Source organism: Serratia sp. SCBI (assembly GCF_000747565.1).
Lineage (GTDB): Bacteria > Pseudomonadota > Gammaproteobacteria > Enterobacterales > Enterobacteriaceae > Serratia > Serratia ureilytica.
This window is the reverse complement of sequence record NZ_CP003424.1, coordinates 2454859-2471535: the sequence shown is the minus strand read 5'-3', so window position 1 is coordinate 2471535 and position 16677 is coordinate 2454859. Positions and strand designations below refer to the sequence as shown.

Genomic DNA, 16677 nt, shown 5'->3' with positions numbered 1-16677 from the left:
GCAATATCAGGAGGCAGGGCATGAGCATAGAACGCGTTCAGCGTTTTCTGGCCGAGCACGCACCGGAGACGACGGTGACGGTGCTGGCAAAGAACACCGCAACGGTGGCGCTGGCGGCAGAAGCCTTTGGCGTGGAGAGCGGGCAGATCGCCAAGACGCTTTCGTTTCGCGTTAACGGCGATGTGGTGCTGCTGGTGATGGCGGGAACTGCCAGAATCGACAACAAGAAGTACAAGCAATTCTTCGGCGTGAAGGCGCGTATGTTGCCGGCGGAAGAGGTTGAAGCATTAACCGGCTATCCGCCCGGCGGCGTTTGTCCCTTTGCCGCACCGGAGGCGGTGAGGATCTACTGCGATCATAGCCTGCGCGCTTTCGATGAAGTGCTTCCGGCAGGCGGCAGCGATAACTCTGGCGTGAGAATTGCGCCACAGCGGCTGGCCGGCATCACGGGAGCGGAGTGGATTGACGTGACGGGGTAACTAATAGTGACACCGTCACTATGCATTATGTTAAATTTAGAGTCTTTACCTCTGTGTAATTTTCTGTTTTAAAAGGGAAAAACTAGTCGTTCGCGTTGTGGCAAACCGCCTCGATATTATGGCCATCCGGACCAATGACAAACGCCGCATAGTAGTGGGCATGATAATTGGGGCGTAAACCGGGCGCGCCATTATCTTTGCCGCCGGCGCTTAACGCGGCGTGATAGAACGCATCGACCTGTTCACGGCTGCTTGCGGTAAATGCCAGGTGCAGATGCGCCGGTTTTTCATCGGTCTGAAACAGGCATAATGACACGTTACCCCGATCGGGACACAGCTCAACGCCATAATCGGGTTCACCTTCGGCAACGATCTTTACGCCCAGCGGCGCCAGCGCATTAAGGAAAAACGCTTTGCTCAGAGCAAAGTCGCTGACGCCAAATTTCACATGGTCAAACATGGGGATGTCCTGGAGTGTGGAAGAATGCTCCCATTCAGTATAGCCAACGCCATGAAGGCCACCGGAAACGGTGAAGACGAACGCCAGTACGCATTTGACAGGCAGAAGTTGTTCATTTTTATGGCGCGTTTTGGTGAAATCTGCAGTATCGCAGTAGCCATGTTTTATCAGATTTCACGTAGCGCGATCAAAAAAGCGGGGGGATTTCGCCTCAATATCCGCAGAGATGTGTCGCTATAAGCATGTCCGGTCATCATTAATGACAGAACGCATTTATCTATGATCCTCAGTGGGTGGAACGTGATAAAGCTGAAACTTCGCGAGATATTGGCTGGCGTGTTAACGGCAGTTCATCACATCGGCAGAGTTGGCTGGCGACCAAACCAACGATTGATAATTTTGCTGGGAGGTTAAGCGGCGTTGGAACGCCAAGTGCCGAAATCCTGGGAAGCGGCAAGCGCATGCCTCACATGCATGCATTTACGGCAGGAAGTGAACAGGCGACAGGCATTGGGTGTTCAGAGATTTTTGCGCAAACATCATGGTGTCGCGCAGCAATAAGCGGCAATGGCAATGAAGCCTGCAGCGAAAACTCGACGGCTTAAGACCAGCTGAAAAACGAATTCGTTCAACGGCATGAGTAACGTGCGTTGAAATGGTTGGCCACAGGAGAAAACCCATGATCAAGCCAGGACGCCAGAATCCACGTATAACCATATGGGTGCGCATAATGTATATTATGTTAAATTGCATTATTGAGTACGCACCGCCGTTAGCCTGGCCGTCCTTTCTCACCTCACCTTCAAGCCTTATCAAGCTGCTAACCTTTTTTATGTTTAAGCCCATCATCAGCCCGTTCAGTTTCAGCACCTCAGTTTAATCCTCGGTCGGTGTGCCCTGATGAAACCGCATTTGCCAACCGGCCTTTTCCGTCAGCATCCAAATCGACGACCGTTCTGTGCAACGAATGGCGCTGCCCTGCGCGTTGCGTTGAAAACTCTTATACGTCAGCAACACGGCGCCTTCACTGATTTTCGCCAGCGTAAAACCTTCGGCAACAATCTGCGGATGCTCAGTTTCCATTTCCAGCGCCGCAACGGTCTGGCGTTTGTCATAACGCAGACCTGACGAGCAATCTCTTCAAAGTCTTCATGCAGCAATGCCGCGACGCGCTGCGGATCGCGGCGCACCGATGACTGATGCAGTTCAACCTCAAGCATCTGGATTTGGCTAAACAACTTTGCAGAATGCGTCAAAATGCCCTCCTTTTTGATCGCGCTACGTGAAATCTGGCAAACTTCGGCAGTCAATCTACACCAGAATGACTCTCGTGAAACCTGACTATTCCCAGGATTCCTTCTCAAATAGGCGCTTCTTTATCCAACCGACTAATCGCTTCACTGTGTACTTCATTCCAGGGTTGGCCCACTTTACTGAGCAAAAATTGAAATAGCGGCGTGTAATCCATGCCATGTTGTATCCGCCCATGCATACTTTCACGCAGCGGCAACGGCTCATCGTCCGCCTGTTTGCCATGGCGCCCCCAGCGGTACTCGCCACCGCTGGCGATGGGGCCTCTGGATGCAACGCTTTCTCTTCTATAGAGTTTCTTCTTTCCATCTCGATGTGCTCTCATCAAGCCTCAATAGTGACAGTGTCACACAAAAAGAAATCCTTACGCCGGTTTCCCAGCCAAATGCGACCGCCGAACCCGCAATTCCCCATGCCGCCAGGCGTCGTCTGCCGTGGCGCGATTGTCGATCAGGCGATTCAAGGCCTCCTCGACCAGCCGATCGATGCGTTGGCTGTAGCTGGTCAGCGCCCAGTTGGCTGATCCGGCCTCGTCGATATCGTCGAAACCTACCACGGCCATCGAAGACGACGGTGCCACTTGCCTGAGCGCTTCGAGCGCCCCCAGCGCCAACACGTCGTTCTCGCAGAACAGCGCCTCAACCCGCTCGCTTTCCGGCGTTGCCTGAAGGTATTCGCTCATCAGCTGGAAACCGCGTTGGCGATCGTAGTGGCCAGCCGTGAGCACCCGATCCAGCTGAAAGCCAGAGGTTATCAGCCTATCGCGGTAGCCTTCCATGCGCAGCAAATGGCTGCTTTGCGTATCCGGCCCCTTCATATAGCCAAAGCGGCGATGACCTTGTTCTATCAGCAGCGCGGCGATCTCTTCGCCGGCACGATAGCCGTCGATATTGACCACATCGATATGTTCACTTTCCGTATTGCGGCATACCTGCACCAGCGGGATCTGATGCAGATCTTGCGCGATCGCCGCCCACTCTTGGGTTAACACCGTCGCCAGGAACAGAATGCCATCGACCTGCAGCTGATCGGCCATCGCCATCACCGCCCGGTAGTTTTCCCCGGCGGTGATGTTCAGCAGCAGCGCCATATAGCCGCGGGCTTGCAGCTGTTTGGTGACCATATCGAGCATCATCATCGAATGCGGGTTCTTCATCTCGTCGATGGCCACGCCGATGATGTGCGTGCGTTTTTGCGACAGGCTGCGCGCCAGCAGATTGGGTCGATAGCCCAGCTCGGCCGCCGCCGCCAACACGCTTTCACGCGCGTTGTCTGAGATCGACGCACCGGGCGTAAAGGCGCGCGATACCGTCCATTTAGAGACGCCGGCCTTTTCGGCGACGTCGCTGGCGGTGGCTTTGTGGTGTTTCGTCATGGTTGCGTCGATCCCTGCTTCGGTGAAGTCACACTATAACCCTGCTCGCTCAGATCCCCTAAGCGCCTGCCGGCATACCTGCTGCGATTATGTCCCGTTTTTGCACCCGATTGCAATTTGTTATGCAACCGGGTGCAAAACATAAAGAGTTTGTGATCGTCCGCGCTGTTTTCACCTTTCCCCTGTTGACCAAATTTTATCCATGGCCGACATTCACGGTGGCATTCAGAGACTCATCGCCGTTTTGTCTCTTGCTTTGCACCCGGTTGCAAAAGAACTGATTTTACATAACACCTCTCTTCTCAACAGGATACCGTAATGAAAAAAACCAGACTGTTGTTGATGTTAGCCTGCTCGCTGTTTGTCGTGACCGCCCAGGCCAAGAGCTACCAGGTCGGCGTGGCGTTGGCCAACTTCGATCTCAACTTCGTCTCCATCCTGCGCATCCAAATGGCGCGGGAACTGGTTGCGCAGCAGCTGCAAGGCCAGTTCGTTGATGCCAAAGGCGATGTCGCCCTGCAGGTGCAGCAGGTTGACGATCTGATTAATCAGGGCGTGGGCGCCATTATCCTTAACCCGGTCGATACGCAAGGCGTTCAGCCGATGATAGCGGCCGCCCAACGCGCCGCTATCCCCCTTATCTTCGTCAACCGCAAACCCGAAGTGCCGCTGAGCGGCGCGACGGCCTACGTCGGCTCCGATTCGGCGCTCAGCGGCCACCTGCAGATGGAGGCCCTGGCGAAAAAAATGAATTACCGCGGCAACGTGGCGATCCTGATGGGCGCCCTCTCCAACGAAGAAACCCGCGAGCGCACCCGCGCGGTGGAAGCGGTGATCGCCAAACACAAAGAGCTGAAAGTGGTAGAGAAACAGACTGCGAAATGGCAACGCAATGAAGCGGTCGACGTGGTCTCCGGCTGGTTGCTGAACGGCGTACCGATCGATGCGATCGCCGCCAACAACGATGAGATGGCCATCGGCGCGATCATGGCGCTGAAGCAGGCCAAAAAGAACGGCGTACTGGTTGCCGGTATCGATGGCACGCCCGACGGCCTGCAATTTATCAAAAACGGCGACCTGGCGGTGACCATTTTCCAGGATGCCAAAGCCCAGGCGATCAGCGCGGTGCAAGTGACCCGAGCGATGTTGGATCACGCCAAAACCGAGTCTTACAACTGGGTGCCTTATGCCACCGTGACGCGAGAAAACTACCCGCAATTTGCGCAAATGAACCAGAAATAAACCGTTGCCACTCTCTTTTTCAACCCACTTTGCACCCGAGTGCAAAGCCACAGTATCAGGAGTCAGCATGTTAAATGGTGAAAGAAGCATCCCTCGCCCGCTGCGTTGGGCGATGATCGGCGGCGGCCGCCTCAGTCAGGTGGGCTACAAGCACCGTTCCGGCGCACTGCGCGACAATACCGCCTATCGGCTGGTTGCCGGCGCTTTTGATATCGACGCGGCGCGCGGGCGTGAGTTTGGCGTCAATCTCGGCGTGCCCGCTGAACGCTGCTATGACGACTATCAGCAGTTGCTGAAACAAGAGGCCAACCGCGAAGATGGCGTTGAGGTGGTGACCATCGCCACCCCTAACGGCACCCACTATGAAATCACGCGCGCCGCGCTGAATGCCGGCCTGCATGTCATCTGCGAAAAACCGCTGTTCTTCACTACGGCGGAGGCGAGAGAAATCAAGGCGCTGGCAGCGGAGAAAGGCCTGATCGTCGGCGTAACCTACGGCTTCTCCGGGCATCCGCTGCTGATGCAGATGCGCGCCATGATCGCGAACGGCGACATCGGCGAAATACGCATGGTCGAATTGCAGTACACCCATGGCTTCAACGCCAACGAAAGCGCGGACACGTTCGAGGCGCAAAAGTGGCGCGTCGATCCGAAAATCGCCGGCCCCTCCTTTGTGCTGGGCGACATTTCTACCCACACCTTCTACATCTCACAGCTGGTCATGCCCGACATGAAGATTGCCTCCCTGCTGTGCGATCGCCAGAGCTTTATCCCTTCCCGCGCCCCGCTGGAAGACAATGCCATGGTGCTGATGCACTACGAAAACGGCGCCGTCGGCCGCATGTGGGCCTCCGCCATCAACGCGGGCGCGATGGACAGCCAAAGCATTCGCGTGGTGGGCGCACGCGCCAGCCTGCAATGGAGCGATTCCACGCCCGGCGAATTGCGCTATGAGATCCAGGGGCGGCCCAACCAAACGCTGCACCATGGCATGCCCTATCTGGACGACAGCGCGCTGGCCGAAGAGCGGCTCGGCGCGCTGCATACCGAAGGCCTGGCCGAATCCTGGGCCAATATTTACCTCAAGTTCGCCATCGCCATCAGCGCCAGCCAGCGCGGCGATCGGCAAACGCTGGCCACGCTGATCTATCCGGATATCGATGCCGGGTTAGAAGGCGTGCGCTGGATTGAAAACTGCGTTCGTTCCGCCGACAACGGCGCCACCTGGGTCAATTACCGATAAGGAAAGCATCATGAAACTTTCATTCTGTACCGACAGCCTGGGCCATTTACCCTTCGAGCCGATGCTGGATCGGTTGCTGGAGCTGGGGGTGCGCGGCGTGGAAATGACCACCGGCGGCTGGTCTCCGGCGCCCCATCTGGATACCGACGATCTGCTGGCCAACCCGGCCAAACGCCGGCAGCTGCAGCAGGCCCTGGCCAGCCGCGGCATGGAGATCGCCGCGCTCAATGTCTCCGGCAATCCGCTCGATCCGGGCGAGCTGGGGCAGCGTCATCTGCGGCAAACCGACAATACGCTGGAGCTGGCCGGCCTGTTGGGGGTGAAAAAGATCGTCATGATGAGCGGCCTGCCCCCGGCCAGCTCGCATGACACCATCCCCAACTGGATCACTTATACCGTCAGCTGGCCGCCGACGGTGAAAAACTGTTTGGACTATCAATGGAACGAAGTGGCGATCCCCTATTGGCAGGCGCTGGTCACCCAGGCCAAAGCGTGCGGCGTCGAGCGCTTTGCGCTGGAAAACTTCAGCGCCATGCTGGTGTGGAATCCGGAAACGTTGTTCCGGCTGCGCGCGGCCGTTGGCCCTATGGTGGGTCTGAACCTCGATCCCAGCCACTTGATCTGGATGGGCGCAGATCCCATCGCGGTGGCCCGCGCCCTTGGGCCCGCCATTCACCATGTGCACGGCAAAGACGTACGCCTTGAGCGCGGCGTCGTCGAGGTTAACGGGCTGCTGGAGACCAAACCGATCGACGACGTAGCCGGCCGGGCCTGGAACTATGTCGCCGTCGGCTGCGGCAGGGATCTGCAGTGGTGGAAGGAATTCTTCTCGGTGGTACGCATGATGGGCTACAACGACTGGGTGTCGCTGGAAATGGAAGACCTGACCATGTCGGTCGATGCCGGCATCGCCTCTTCCGTTCAGGCGCTGCAGCAGACGATCAGTCAATAACCCCCTGCGCGGCGGCCACGGCCGCTGCGCAGAGTTCATCACGTTACGGGGTTATCGCCAACTTAATCACGCCATCGCGCTTTTCAGAGAACAGGCGGTAAGCCTCGACAATATTCTCCAGCCGAAAACGATGCGTCACGAACGGCGTGAGATCCAAACTGCCATGCTGAATCACGTTCATCATTCTGCGCATTCGCTCCTTGCCGCCGGGGCACAGAGCCGACCGAATCGTATGATCGCCCAACCCATAGGCAAACGCCTCTACGGGCAATTGAATATCGTCACTATAGACGCCAAGGCTCGACAGGGTCCCACCGGGTTTTAAGACACGCAGCGCCTGATTAAAGGTGGTTTGCGTCCCCAAACACTCGATGCTGGCGTCAACACCGCGCCCTGCCGTAATCTTGAATATTTCATCAATCACATCGGTTTCCTTGTAATTCAGCAACACGTTTGCCCCCATCTTTCCCGCCATCATCAGCTTCTCAGGAGAGCTGCTGATGGCAATAATCAGGCTCGCGCCCTGCAGGCGAGCGCCCGCTGTGGCGCATAAACCGATCGGGCCTTGAGCGAAAATGGCCACCGTATCGCCAATTTTAATGTTGGCGTTTTCCGCCCCTTTGAATCCGGTAGACATCACATCCGGACACATCAGCACCTGTTCATCCGTCAGATTATCAGGTATGGGCGCCAGATTGGCTTCAGCATCAGGCACCAATACATATTCAGCCTGGGTGCCGTCGATAACGTTGCCGAAGCGCCATCCCGCCGTGGCTTTATATCCATGGCAACGACATTCGGGCAAATAAGAACCGTCCTGCGCGGGAAAACCGCCCTGACAAGAATAGGAGGTGAATGAGGGACAAATAGCCCCAGCCAATGCCCGCTGTCCCTCTTGAAAGCCTTTAACATTACTTCCTAATTTTTCTATAATGCCGACCGGCTCATGGCCAATGGTCAGCAGACGAGGTACCGCATATTCCCCTTTGAGGATATGAATATCCGTGCCGCAGATCGTCGTCGTGGTTATTTTGAGCAAAGCATCATTGGGGCCAGGAGAAGGAATAGGTTTTTCAACAAGTTCTATCCGGCCCTTTTCGATAAAGGCAGCGGCTTTCATCATGCGCATAGCGGAAGATCCTTTGGTTTCTGTCGAAGTGGTTACAGAAAAGAATAATCCAATAGACCGTTTTTTCCGATTTTAATACCTTCCGATATAATTAAAATCACCAGTAATAGCTGCCAGTGAATAATATTAAAAATATAATTAAATAATATGACGTCCAGTGAAATCCGCTTTATCACCCTGATGAAAAACACGGCCGCTTTACATTGACAGACGTTGCATAATTTCTCTTTCTAAATACCCCAGGCTGAGGGAAAATATGCGTTATCTGAGTGATAAATCATGCAGGGAACGCAATGCCACGATTCACCCTTCTCGCGCTTGGTCTGGCACTCGCCGGCTGCGCGCCAATGCAACCCGATGGCTGTGAAAAAGCCAGTGCGGTGAATGATTGCGTTTATGCCTGGCGTGCAGGCAGCGATGTTCCAACGGCAAAGCAACCGCCTAACCTGGGATGCGACGGACAAGTTTTTTATGAGCGGCCGCACTATTCCGCCTCTGCGAAGGCAGAAAAACGCGAAGGCGAAGTGAGCGCAACGTTTGATGTTGATGATAAGGGTAAAGCCAGAAATATCGTGCTGACGGGCACTCCAGAGTTCTATCGCGACACCAAAAGCGCCATTGCACGCAGCTGCTGGATACCGGGCCGCATTCATGAAACGGCATTGTTTACTTTTAAACTCTCTGGTGATGCAGAAACCAACCGATAAGCGAATCTCGGCCGGCGATCAACACCCTGTTCACTTCGGCGCGTAAATCTCTCTGAGCGTGGCGATCACTTTCGCCACGTTTGGGTTATCGATACGGTAAAACAGGGTTTGCGCTTCGCGTCGGTACGTTACCAGACCTTCATTGCGCATTTTCGCCAGGTGCTGCGACAGCGCCGATTGGCTGAGCGGCACCAACTGTTGAAGCTCCCCCACGGCAATCTCATCGTGTTTCAATAGCAGGCAAAGCACCAGCAAACGGTGTTCGTTGCCTATCGCTTTCAACAGCCTGGCGGCCTCAATCGCCCCTTCATTCAAAAAGGGATCCTGCTTAGCTTTTGCATTCATGGTCAATCACGGCCCCGTCATCATTCAGCCGCATTATAGCGGCTTTCAGGCGCCGGCACAGCATTACATTAGTACCTGTTAAATTAGTTATTGCTAATTTATACAATTCTAATATAGCCTTGTATTCAAGCCGAGCGGCTCTCCCTGAGGCCGCAGGCTCTTTCCCAACACAAGTGAGAATGCGTTATGAATATGCCAACCCTGGTGTTGCTGGCGTTTGCCGGCTGGACATTATTGATTCTATTAGGCACCGTCGGCGTTTATCGCTGGTCCCGAATTTTAACCGGCCGCGCCACGGTCAGCGAATGGCAAGCGAACAAACCGCAGGGCAGCGATGGCTACCAGCGCGCCATTGCGGCGCATCGCAACTGCATTGAAAATTTGCCGGTTTATACCGCCCTCGTTGTAGCGATAGCCGTATTTCAGGTGGAAAGCACGACGCTGAATGTCTTGTCTCTGGCCCTGCTCGGCGCGCGCATGGCGCAGAGTCTGGTTCACATCGGTTTCGAGCAGACGGAGAAAGTCGCCACCTGGCGCTTCGCTTTCTTTTTCACGCAAATCGTCACGATGATTTGGATGGGGATAGAGATCGTCAGGAGCCTGCCATGACGATCACGAACCTGGCAGAGCCCCATGAGGTGACCCGTTTCCTCTATGACGCAGACAAACCCGAGGGGCAGCGGGCCATCCTCTACTTTTCCGCCTCCTGGTGCCGCCCTTGTCAGAATATGCAGGGGATCGTTGAACAGCTGCACCGTCACGCCAACGAGATCGCCTTCGGCCGCATTGACGTCGCGCAGGCGCCGACGGTCGCCCCTGCGTTCGGCATCAAATCCGCGCCCTCCCTCGCCCTGTTTGAGGATGCGCGCCTCATCGCAATCATCGCGGGCGAGATTCCCTTGCAACGGCTGTTACACCGGGTGGCGACGGCCTTCGCCGGCGTTACAGCATCCACTCGATAGGCAGCCAGCCGGCCACGGTAAGAACGATGCGTTTTACCCAGCCGGCGCCGGGTTCTTGCTGGTGCACCTCGGTGTGGCCGTCTTCGAAGGCTTCTTTCCACACCATTTTGCCTTCGGGCGTCAATACCGGCCGATAGGCGGCGTATTCGAGCGGGCCATCAAACAGTTGGCGGGTGTCGGCCGCCAGCGACGGGCTATCGATCAAGAATCCCATTTCGCAGTTCAGGTGCGCCGAGCGCGGATCGAAATTGAACGAGCCGATAAACACCCGTTTGTCATCGATGGCGAAGGTTTTAGCATGCAGCGCCGCACCGGACAGCCCCAGCGGCTTGAGTTCCTTGCGCCCCGTCGGTTGCCCGGCGCGCAGCTTCAGCTCGAACAGCTCGACGCCCGCCTGCAGCAGCTCACGCCGGTATTTGGCGTAGCCGGCGTGGACCACCAGCACGTCGGTGGTGTTCATCGCGTTGGTCAGCACGCGGATGGATTTTCCCTGCTTGGCGAGCGATTCAAAGAAGGTTGCCCCTTCCCGCCCCGGCACGAAATAGGCGGAGACCAGATCCAATTGCCGGCTGACGCCGCCGATGATCTTGCCCAGCTGCGTCACCATCAAGCGATCGCGCGACGCTTTGCCCAATCCCTTCGCCGGATCGTCGGCCACCAGCTCTACCTGGGTGAATTCCGGCTGCACGGCGCCATCGCGAAAGCGCACCGCACTGGTTTCCAGCTGCACCGCCAATTTACGGGCGCGCTCGCTGGTTTCGGTTGCGGCGGCCTGCGACAGGAATGCCGAGAGGTTGCCCTGGCCCCGGATAATTTGCTCAACGCCGAATACCGAGGCGCTGTTCCAGTAGCGATCGAAGACATCGGCGGTCTCCGCCACCACGCTGCCGACGCTCAACACGTCGAGATCGAGGAAATAGTTCTCGTCGCCGACCTGGAAATACTCATCGCCAATGTTGCGGCCGCCGATGATCGCCACGGCGCCGTCGACGATGTAGGACTTGTTATGCATGCGCCGGTTCATGCGCATAAAGTCGAAGGCGTAACCGGCCAGCTTCGGCGTACGCACGGTAGACGGGTTGAACAGACGGATCTCGACGTTTTTCTGCGCGTTCAGCGCCGCCAGCGTCTCATCCATGGCAACGCCGTTATCGTCCAGCAGCAGCCGCACACGCACGCCGCGTTGAGCCGCGTCATACAGGGTTTTCAGCAAGATCTGCCCTGAGGTGTCGTTATGCCAGATATAGTACTGGGCATCGATCGACCTTTCCGCCATCCGCGCCAACGCCAGGCGGCTGGCGAACGCATCGTGGCCGCTGACCAGCGGCACCACGCCGCTCAGGCCGGGATGCGCCGCCATCTGTTCGGCGGCCCGCGCCGGCAATAGCGCGGCAGGATCCGCCGGCAATGCCGCCTGCGGCAGACGCTGCGAAATATCCGGCAAACGAAAGATGACTCTTGCCGCAATAATGGCGATCGTCACGGCGATAATCAGGTACACGACAATTTTTATCACGGGAAGCGGCCTCGGAGGTTGACTGCTTTGCTTTATACGTCATTAGGTTGCTTCAATCTATAGGAGAAGCGCGCTCTGCAATACGGCTATAGCGTAAAGCGCGAAGGCGAAACGCCAAACAGTTTTTTAAACGCCACCGAATAGGCGCTGTGGCTCTCATAACCGCTTTCGAAAGCGGCGTGTATGATGGAGTGGCCGGCCAACAGCAGCGGAATGGACGACAGCAGCCGCAGACGCTGTTTCCACTGGCCAAAGGTGATGCCGGTTTGTTGAGTAAAGTGACGCTGGAAGGTTTTCGCGCTGATCGACAGTGAATCTGCCCAGATCTCAATGCCGCGATCGTCGGCCGGCGTGATGACCAACTGCCGGCAAATGGCGGCCATTCTCGCTTCCATCGGCCAGGGGAGATGCAGCGCCAGCTGCGGCTGCAGGCTCAGTTCCTCGAGGAACAGCGCTCTGAGCAGCGCGTGGCGTTTGGTTTCCTCGCCCTCGGGTGCCAGCGTCGCCAGTTGGGCAATCAGCTCCCGCAGCAGCGGTGACACCTGCAAAACGCCGTCGCGCAACGGCAACCGCGCGGCGGTGAATTCATCGACAAAAATCCCGTAAACGCAGATATTGCTCTGCATGACCAACTGATGCTCCACCCCCGGCCGCAGCCAGACCGCGGTGGTTGGCGGCACGATCCAACGCCCGCTGCCCGCCTCGACCGCCATCACTCCCTGTTGCGAATAGAGCAAATGGCAACGTTTATGCGAGTGGAAAGGAACGACAAAGCCTGCCGGATAGTGTTTCACCAGCCCTGTCACCTCGAACGAGGAATTCTCGTGGCTGCTCAGGTTGATGCGTTTCGTTTCGGCGTTGTCGACTTCGAATCCCATGGTCGTTTGTCCCTTTTGATAACGCGAATGTCTTTTATTTGATAGAGAGGCCGCATGATCCTCCATATAGTGACGTTCTCGCAAGCCACACCAGGGGCCTTATGCGAATAAACTCACTATGACACCCACATTTCATCGTTCTGCGTGGTAACGGGGCGATGACATTGTGCATGCGCTGCACAATGGCGGCAACGTTGCGGGGGCGACGGAGGCCGAAAGTGATGGAAAGGGAAAGCGCGGTGGATTGAATCAGGAGGTTTATGCCTAGTCAGCAGGTAGCTTAGCCTGGGGGGCGGCTCAATGCTGAATGGATAGGGAGAGCGCCTAGGCTCTCCGCTATCCCTTCTTGTCAATACGTCAACGGGCCAGTTCGGCGCCGTCCAGCTCGGAAATTGCCAGACAAATCACTTCCGTTATGGCCTCTACCGTATAGGCGGTATTGGCAGGAATGATTAACATCTCATGAGGTTGCAGCGTCTGCTCGTCAACCTTCAGTTCACCGCTCAGCACCATCAGTTTCACCCATCCCGGATGAAAACGCGCCGGTTGTCGGCTGCCCGCATCCAGCTTCAGCAACGCCGTATGGCCCGGCGTCTCCCGTTTCAAAATATGAAAGCGCACCCCATCGTAAGGCATGTTTTCGTAATGCAGTGACGCCAGTGTTCTCTTATGCATGGTAAGTGTCCTCGTGACCTGTGAGTAGCTGCTCCGCCTTCGGTCGCCGTAAAAACGTTTGGCGGCTGTCCCTACCGAAAGCACCGTCTCGCAGCCTCTTGGCGAACGGATTAACTGTCGTGCTTGCAGCGGCCTGTACGGCCACCGCTTCATGCCTAACCTGCCTCAGGCATGCTAATAAATATATAAGAGCCTCGCCAACGGCGCAAAAAACCACTGCAACGTTGAGCGCATTACGGTGTTAATCCGTAGTCGGAAAGATTATCCAGCAGCCCGATCAGAGAGAAGAACAGCGCCGTTTGCCGAGGATCGCGCCAGCCATCGGCAAAGTCCGCCATCAGCCACAGGACTTCGTCGAGAAACAGATGCTCTACCGCCTGATGCCAGCTTTGCACTTCGCCGGCCGTCAACGCGACAGACTCACCGTACCCCGTCAAAAACAGCCGCCATTCCCGTACGGTGAACACGCGGTCGGGCGCCGAGTCCAGTGCGTTGTGGAACAGCAGCAGGACCAGCGCCAGATCGAACACGCGCGGCAAAAACAGCGCGTTATCGGGGTCGATCAGCACTGGCCTATCCTGCGCGACATAAATCAGATTATCGGCTTTAAAGTCATAGGGCGTTCCACGCAAGGGAGATCCCGTGCGCTAAGCGCCGTCTGCCGCCCGGCAATCTGCAGCATACGCGTTTTTAGCGCCTCGATGTCGAGCGTCAGCCCCTGGCTTGCCGCATGACTGGCGATCTCGTCCAGATCCGCTGAGATATCGTATTCAGTCAGTGCATACTCGTCATAAACCGCCAGCCCGGCGTTATTGTCTGCCGAAGATAACGCGTGGATCCTTCCCAACAGCCTGCCCGCCGCGATAATCTGCTCATCGCGGCCCGCATATTTTTCTCCCGCCACAAAGGGATAAACCACCCACATACTGCCCGCTATCTCTTGCGGACAGGCCGTCGGCGCCACGACGTCAACGCCCTGACGATGCAACGCGGTGAGATACGCCGCCAGCGCCCGGGCTTCGACGGGTGCGCTTCAGGACGTGCTCCCCTATCTTATAAACCGGCGCATAGGGATAAAGACTGAGCGGCGGCTGCGCGGTATCCAGCGCGAACCGACCGGCAATCGCGATGATATCCCCCCTTCACCCCCATCATCAATAAATCGCGCCGGGCGGTAACCGTGAGGAATGGCGGGATTAACGCCGTGCAACAGCTCGTCGCTGACCAGCCGACCCAACGTCGGAGCGCACATCACGGCCGGATGCATCACCGCCACATAGAGACAGGTGGCGCCCAGCGGCCCGAGGATAGGATAACCGTCGCGCGGCCTGGGGCGCAGCCCCACCGAACACGCCTGCAGTTGCAATGGCGCCGAGCCGTGCAGGCGGTTTTGAATCGCCGATCGCGCGTCCTCTTCCACGCGTTTGACATCGCCGCCCGCAGGATAATCCTCCGCCGCGAGCAGATCGCCATTTTGCGCATGACGCACTTCGATGTCGTCGCCCGCAATCAGCGTGTTCACCGCCTGCGCCGCCGCGTGATAGCGCAACAAAATTGCCGGCGACGCCTCGATCGGCAACGAGAATTCGCTGCCGTCCAGCAGCGCCGAGATCCCCGTACCGCAGGCGAGCACTACCCGTTCGGCGGCGATCGCGCCCTCCTCGGTAACGATGCCGGTTATCTGACCACCGGCCTCGCGCAGAAATCCGCTGACCGCACGTCCCAGAAGCAACTCGCCGCCCAACGCGCCTACCCGTTCGAGCAGCCGCTGTGTCACTTCTTGCGGATCGACCGCGCCATCGCGCGCCGCAAAATAGGCCTGGCTATCGGGCCGCCCGAGCGCCGGCTCCAGCGCCATCACCTCGGCGGAGGACAGACGCCGATTGCCGGGGTTTTGCGTCGCCGGCGCCTGACCATAGCTGAGCGCGCCGGACCAATTCACCCACAATGCCGGGATCTCCTGCGTCAGCCGCACCCAGTCAGCCACGATCTCGCGCCGCAGAAACGCGTCTGGAGCGCCCTCTGGCACGCCTTCGCTGATCCAGCCGAACGAGCTGCCTGTGGCCCCCGCCGCGGGATACGCCTGCTCAACGACGATAACGCGCTGCCCCTGACGCGCGAGATGATAGGCGATCGATGCCCCGACAATCCCGGCGCCCACGATAACAATGCGTGATGATGTTCCATTCATTTAATGATGTCCGTACCTCATTTCAAATGTTGTCGCCAAAGCAAGCAGGCCGCCAGACAGGCTACCCCGCCACCGCAGGCCAATACGGCATAAGACGCGCCCCAACTGTGGGTGGTATCCATCACCACGCCAAAGGAGAAAGGGGCGAACGAACCGATGCCGAACCCCAGCAACGATCGCCAGCCCATCACGCTGCCGAGCTGTTGCGGCGGCACGTTGTCCGCCATCGCGGCCGACAGCACGCCGGAGTCGCCGAGAATAAAGAAACTGCCGATGCTGACGAGCAGCAGCGTCCAGCACGGCCCCCAGTTCGCCGACCCTCCCATCAGCAGCGAACCCAACGCGCCGGCGGCACCCATAAACATCAGCACCGACGCGCGATTGAAATAGTCGGAAACGGTGCCGACAATCAGCGTGGCGATCATGCCGGCCAGGTGGATCACCGCCGCGACGATCAATCCGGCGCTGAGCGGATCCAGAGAGAAACCGCTCAACGCCTCGCTGACCAGGCTGGGCGCCCAGGCCCAGTTGCCGAGCAGTTCCCAGCTGTGGGCGATATACCCGATCAGCAACAGCAGGGTCGCGTAGGTGATAGCATAGCTTTCACGTTTCGTCTTCCTCCCCAGCGTGCGCGGTTGCGGTTCCCGATAACCGACCAGGGCCAACGATCCCGCCAGCACTCCCAGTAACGCACCGGCGGCGCACAGAGAAAACGCCACGCCGGCGCCCCAGCGCATGGCGCTCCAACCGGCGATGAAAACCGACAGAAAATACCCCAACGAACTGGCCGCCAGCACCATGCCGATGGCATAACCGCGCCGCGCCGGACCGTTCATCCCCATCGCCAACAGCAGCGCCGGCGTATAAGCCCCGCCCTGCGTCAAACCGACGAAGGCCATCAACACCAACGCGCTGAGATAAGAATGGGCAAATACGGCGAACAGCATCAGCGCACCGGCACCCAGCCAGGAGAACAGCAGATAAACCCGGCGGGCGCCCAACGAATCACACCACCAGGAAGCCACCAGCAACGCCAGGGCGTTGGTCAGGCTGAACACCGTCTGCACCGTGCCGGCGGAAGCGGCGTCGAGCTGCCACTCGCTCCTGATGGTCGGCAGCGCGCCGGCGAACATCATGGTGCCCAGACACAGACCCGCCCGGCTCACGCAAAGCAGATAAAAAGCCCGCATTTCAGCGCCGCCTCCCTGCCAA

The 16677-nt window shown here is 57.7% G+C and carries 21 protein-coding genes and 1 pseudogene; 8 read left to right on the top strand and 14 right to left on the bottom strand.

Annotation, left to right across the window (positions count from 1 at the left end; genetic code table 11):
- Nucleotides 1–20 precede the first annotated feature (20 nt).
- On the top strand, nt 21–479 hold the full coding sequence (locus tag SERRSCBI_RS11580) for a YbaK/EbsC family protein (protein WP_042784516.1): 459 nt from the start codon (nt 21–23) through the stop codon (nt 477–479).
- Nucleotides 480–561: 82 nt separating this feature from the next.
- On the opposite strand, the gene SERRSCBI_RS11575 is transcribed toward SERRSCBI_RS11580, so the two are convergent.
- Nucleotides 562–939, bottom strand: coding sequence for a VOC family protein (locus tag SERRSCBI_RS11575; protein ID WP_042784515.1), 378 nt, complete (start codon nt 937–939; stop codon nt 562–564).
- 24 nt (nt 940–963) lie between these two features.
- On the opposite strand from SERRSCBI_RS11575, the gene SERRSCBI_RS11570 reads away from it, so the two are divergent.
- Nucleotides 964–1179: a hypothetical protein gene (locus tag SERRSCBI_RS11570; protein ID WP_042784513.1), complete on the top strand. Its 216-nt coding sequence runs from the start codon at nt 964–966 to the stop codon at nt 1177–1179.
- A 240-nt stretch (nt 1180–1419) separates the two neighbouring features.
- Here the strand turns inward: SERRSCBI_RS11570 and SERRSCBI_RS24735 are convergent, their stop codons facing one another.
- The 4 genes from SERRSCBI_RS24735 to SERRSCBI_RS11555 all read right to left on the bottom strand — a co-directional run bounded on the left by SERRSCBI_RS24735 (nt 1420) and on the right by SERRSCBI_RS11555 (nt 3625).
- Nucleotides 1420–1809: a hypothetical protein gene (locus SERRSCBI_RS24735; protein WP_156965099.1), complete on the bottom strand. Its 390-nt coding sequence runs from the start codon at nt 1807–1809 to the stop codon at nt 1420–1422.
- Between the two features lie 6 nt (nt 1810–1815).
- The gene (locus SERRSCBI_RS25355; RefSeq protein ID WP_369795925.1) at nt 1816–2022 is read right to left on the bottom strand and encodes a hypothetical protein; all 207 of its coding nucleotides are present in this window, start codon (nt 2020–2022) and stop codon (nt 1816–1818) included.
- Nucleotides 2023–2299: 277 nt separating this feature from the next.
- A complete protein-coding gene (locus SERRSCBI_RS24130) occupies nt 2300–2575 on the bottom strand; it encodes a hypothetical protein (RefSeq protein WP_198036338.1) in 276 nt (91 codons plus the stop codon).
- A 39-nt stretch (nt 2576–2614) separates the two neighbouring features.
- Nucleotides 2615–3625: a LacI family DNA-binding transcriptional regulator gene (locus SERRSCBI_RS11555; RefSeq protein ID WP_042784511.1), complete on the bottom strand. Its 1011-nt coding sequence runs from the start codon at nt 3623–3625 to the stop codon at nt 2615–2617.
- 318 nt (nt 3626–3943) lie between these two features.
- Here SERRSCBI_RS11555 and SERRSCBI_RS11550 point away from each other — a divergent pair, with 318 nt between their 5' ends.
- The 3 genes from SERRSCBI_RS11550 (at nt 3944) to SERRSCBI_RS11540 (ending at nt 7062) form a co-directional block, all read left to right on the top strand.
- Nucleotides 3944–4867: a substrate-binding domain-containing protein gene (locus SERRSCBI_RS11550; protein ID WP_042784510.1), complete on the top strand. Its 924-nt coding sequence runs from the start codon at nt 3944–3946 to the stop codon at nt 4865–4867.
- A 67-nt stretch (nt 4868–4934) separates the two neighbouring features.
- Nucleotides 4935–6110, top strand: a complete 1176-nt coding sequence (locus SERRSCBI_RS11545) for a Gfo/Idh/MocA family protein (protein WP_042784508.1) — start codon at nt 4935–4937, stop codon at nt 6108–6110.
- Between the two features lie 10 nt (nt 6111–6120).
- Nucleotides 6121–7062, top strand: a complete 942-nt coding sequence (locus SERRSCBI_RS11540) for a sugar phosphate isomerase/epimerase (protein ID WP_042784507.1) — start codon at nt 6121–6123, stop codon at nt 7060–7062.
- A gap of 43 nt (nt 7063–7105) precedes the next feature.
- Here SERRSCBI_RS11540 and SERRSCBI_RS11535 read toward each other — a convergent pair whose 3' ends face one another.
- Nucleotides 7106–8191: an NAD(P)-dependent alcohol dehydrogenase gene (locus SERRSCBI_RS11535; RefSeq protein WP_042784506.1), complete on the bottom strand. Its 1086-nt coding sequence runs from the start codon at nt 8189–8191 to the stop codon at nt 7106–7108.
- Between the two features lie 293 nt (nt 8192–8484).
- Here SERRSCBI_RS11535 and SERRSCBI_RS24125 point away from each other — a divergent pair, with 293 nt between their 5' ends.
- Nucleotides 8485–8898, top strand: a complete 414-nt coding sequence (locus SERRSCBI_RS24125; RefSeq protein ID WP_071883550.1) for an energy transducer TonB — start codon at nt 8485–8487, stop codon at nt 8896–8898.
- A 30-nt stretch (nt 8899–8928) separates the two neighbouring features.
- On the opposite strand, the gene SERRSCBI_RS11530 is transcribed toward SERRSCBI_RS24125, so the two are convergent.
- Complete coding sequence (locus SERRSCBI_RS11530; protein WP_042784504.1) at nt 8929–9243, bottom strand: helix-turn-helix transcriptional regulator; 315 nt, start codon at nt 9241–9243, stop codon at nt 8929–8931.
- Nucleotides 9244–9435: 192 nt separating this feature from the next.
- Here SERRSCBI_RS11530 and SERRSCBI_RS11525 point away from each other — a divergent pair, with 192 nt between their 5' ends.
- Nucleotides 9436–9852 carry an MAPEG family protein gene (locus tag SERRSCBI_RS11525; protein WP_232230783.1) on the top strand — a complete coding sequence of 139 codons (417 nt, stop codon included), beginning with the start codon at nt 9436–9438 and terminating at the stop codon, nt 9850–9852.
- A complete protein-coding gene (locus tag SERRSCBI_RS11520) occupies nt 9849–10205 on the top strand; it encodes a thioredoxin family protein (protein ID WP_049866680.1) in 357 nt (118 codons plus the stop codon). The genes SERRSCBI_RS11525 and SERRSCBI_RS11520 overlap by 4 nt, the downstream gene beginning before the upstream one ends.
- On the opposite strand, the gene SERRSCBI_RS11515 is transcribed toward SERRSCBI_RS11520, so the two are convergent.
- From SERRSCBI_RS11515 to SERRSCBI_RS11490, 7 genes and pseudogenes are all read right to left on the bottom strand, one after another.
- Nucleotides 10186–11721 carry a phospholipase D family protein gene (locus tag SERRSCBI_RS11515; protein ID WP_042784501.1) on the bottom strand — a complete coding sequence of 512 codons (1536 nt, stop codon included), beginning with the start codon at nt 11719–11721 and terminating at the stop codon, nt 10186–10188. The two genes, SERRSCBI_RS11520 and SERRSCBI_RS11515, sit on opposite strands and share 20 nt — an antisense overlap.
- Nucleotides 11722–11807: 86 nt before the next feature.
- Nucleotides 11808–12599, bottom strand: a complete 792-nt coding sequence (locus SERRSCBI_RS11510; RefSeq protein ID WP_033643079.1) for a helix-turn-helix domain-containing protein — start codon at nt 12597–12599, stop codon at nt 11808–11810.
- A 357-nt stretch (nt 12600–12956) separates the two neighbouring features.
- The gene (locus tag SERRSCBI_RS11505; RefSeq protein ID WP_042784500.1) at nt 12957–13274 is read right to left on the bottom strand and encodes a cupin domain-containing protein; all 318 of its coding nucleotides are present in this window, start codon (nt 13272–13274) and stop codon (nt 12957–12959) included.
- 233 nt (nt 13275–13507) lie between these two features.
- On the bottom strand, nt 13508–13843 hold the full coding sequence (locus SERRSCBI_RS24535; protein ID WP_049866679.1) for a hypothetical protein: 336 nt from the start codon (nt 13841–13843) through the stop codon (nt 13508–13510).
- 23 nt (nt 13844–13866) lie between these two features.
- A pseudogene (locus SERRSCBI_RS24530) lies at nt 13867–14289 on the bottom strand (phosphotransferase); the annotation flags it as partial.
- Nucleotides 14290–14322: 33 nt separating this feature from the next.
- The gene (locus tag SERRSCBI_RS11495; RefSeq protein WP_232230782.1) at nt 14323–15465 is read right to left on the bottom strand and encodes an FAD-binding oxidoreductase; all 1143 of its coding nucleotides are present in this window, start codon (nt 15463–15465) and stop codon (nt 14323–14325) included.
- A 17-nt stretch (nt 15466–15482) separates the two neighbouring features.
- Nucleotides 15483–16655 (bottom strand): nitrate/nitrite transporter, encoded by a 1173-nt coding sequence (locus tag SERRSCBI_RS11490; RefSeq protein WP_232230781.1) that lies wholly within the window; start codon nt 16653–16655, stop codon nt 15483–15485.
- Between the last annotated feature and the right edge of the window lie 22 nt (nt 16656–16677).

Excerpts from the sequence above, each read along its gene's own strand:
- SERRSCBI_RS11580 (WP_042784516.1), top strand. The coding sequence starts at position 21 with ATGAGCATAGAACGCGTTCAGCGTTTTCTGGCCGAGCACGCACCGGAG.
- SERRSCBI_RS11575 (WP_042784515.1), bottom strand. The coding sequence starts at position 939 with ATGTTTGACCATGTGAAATTTGGCGTCAGCGACTTTGCTCTGAGCAAA.
- SERRSCBI_RS11570 (WP_042784513.1), top strand. The coding sequence starts at position 964 with ATGCTCCCATTCAGTATAGCCAACGCCATGAAGGCCACCGGAAACGGT.
- SERRSCBI_RS25355 (WP_369795925.1), bottom strand. The coding sequence starts at position 2,022 with ATGGAAACTGAGCATCCGCAGATTGTTGCCGAAGGTTTTACGCTGGCG.
- SERRSCBI_RS24130 (WP_198036338.1), bottom strand. The coding sequence starts at position 2,575 with ATGAGAGCACATCGAGATGGAAAGAAGAAACTCTATAGAAGAGAAAGC.
- SERRSCBI_RS11555 (WP_042784511.1), bottom strand. The coding sequence starts at position 3,625 with ATGACGAAACACCACAAAGCCACCGCCAGCGACGTCGCCGAAAAGGCC.
- SERRSCBI_RS11550 (WP_042784510.1), top strand. The coding sequence starts at position 3,944 with ATGAAAAAAACCAGACTGTTGTTGATGTTAGCCTGCTCGCTGTTTGTC.
- SERRSCBI_RS11545 (WP_042784508.1), top strand. The coding sequence starts at position 4,935 with ATGTTAAATGGTGAAAGAAGCATCCCTCGCCCGCTGCGTTGGGCGATG.
- SERRSCBI_RS11540 (WP_042784507.1), top strand. The coding sequence starts at position 6,121 with ATGAAACTTTCATTCTGTACCGACAGCCTGGGCCATTTACCCTTCGAG.
- SERRSCBI_RS11535 (WP_042784506.1), bottom strand. The coding sequence starts at position 8,191 with ATGCGCATGATGAAAGCCGCTGCCTTTATCGAAAAGGGCCGGATAGAA.
- SERRSCBI_RS24125 (WP_071883550.1), top strand. The coding sequence starts at position 8,485 with ATGCCACGATTCACCCTTCTCGCGCTTGGTCTGGCACTCGCCGGCTGC.
- SERRSCBI_RS11530 (WP_042784504.1), bottom strand. The coding sequence starts at position 9,243 with ATGAATGCAAAAGCTAAGCAGGATCCCTTTTTGAATGAAGGGGCGATT.
- SERRSCBI_RS11525 (WP_232230783.1), top strand. The coding sequence starts at position 9,436 with ATGCCAACCCTGGTGTTGCTGGCGTTTGCCGGCTGGACATTATTGATT.
- SERRSCBI_RS11520 (WP_049866680.1), top strand. The coding sequence starts at position 9,849 with ATGACGATCACGAACCTGGCAGAGCCCCATGAGGTGACCCGTTTCCTC.
- SERRSCBI_RS11510 (WP_033643079.1), bottom strand. The coding sequence starts at position 12,599 with ATGGGATTCGAAGTCGACAACGCCGAAACGAAACGCATCAACCTGAGC.
- SERRSCBI_RS11505 (WP_042784500.1), bottom strand. The coding sequence starts at position 13,274 with ATGCATAAGAGAACACTGGCGTCACTGCATTACGAAAACATGCCTTAC.
- SERRSCBI_RS11495 (WP_232230782.1), bottom strand. The coding sequence starts at position 15,465 with ATGAATGGAACATCATCACGCATTGTTATCGTGGGCGCCGGGATTGTC.
- SERRSCBI_RS11490 (WP_232230781.1), bottom strand. The coding sequence starts at position 16,655 with ATGCGGGCTTTTTATCTGCTTTGCGTGAGCCGGGCGGGTCTGTGTCTG.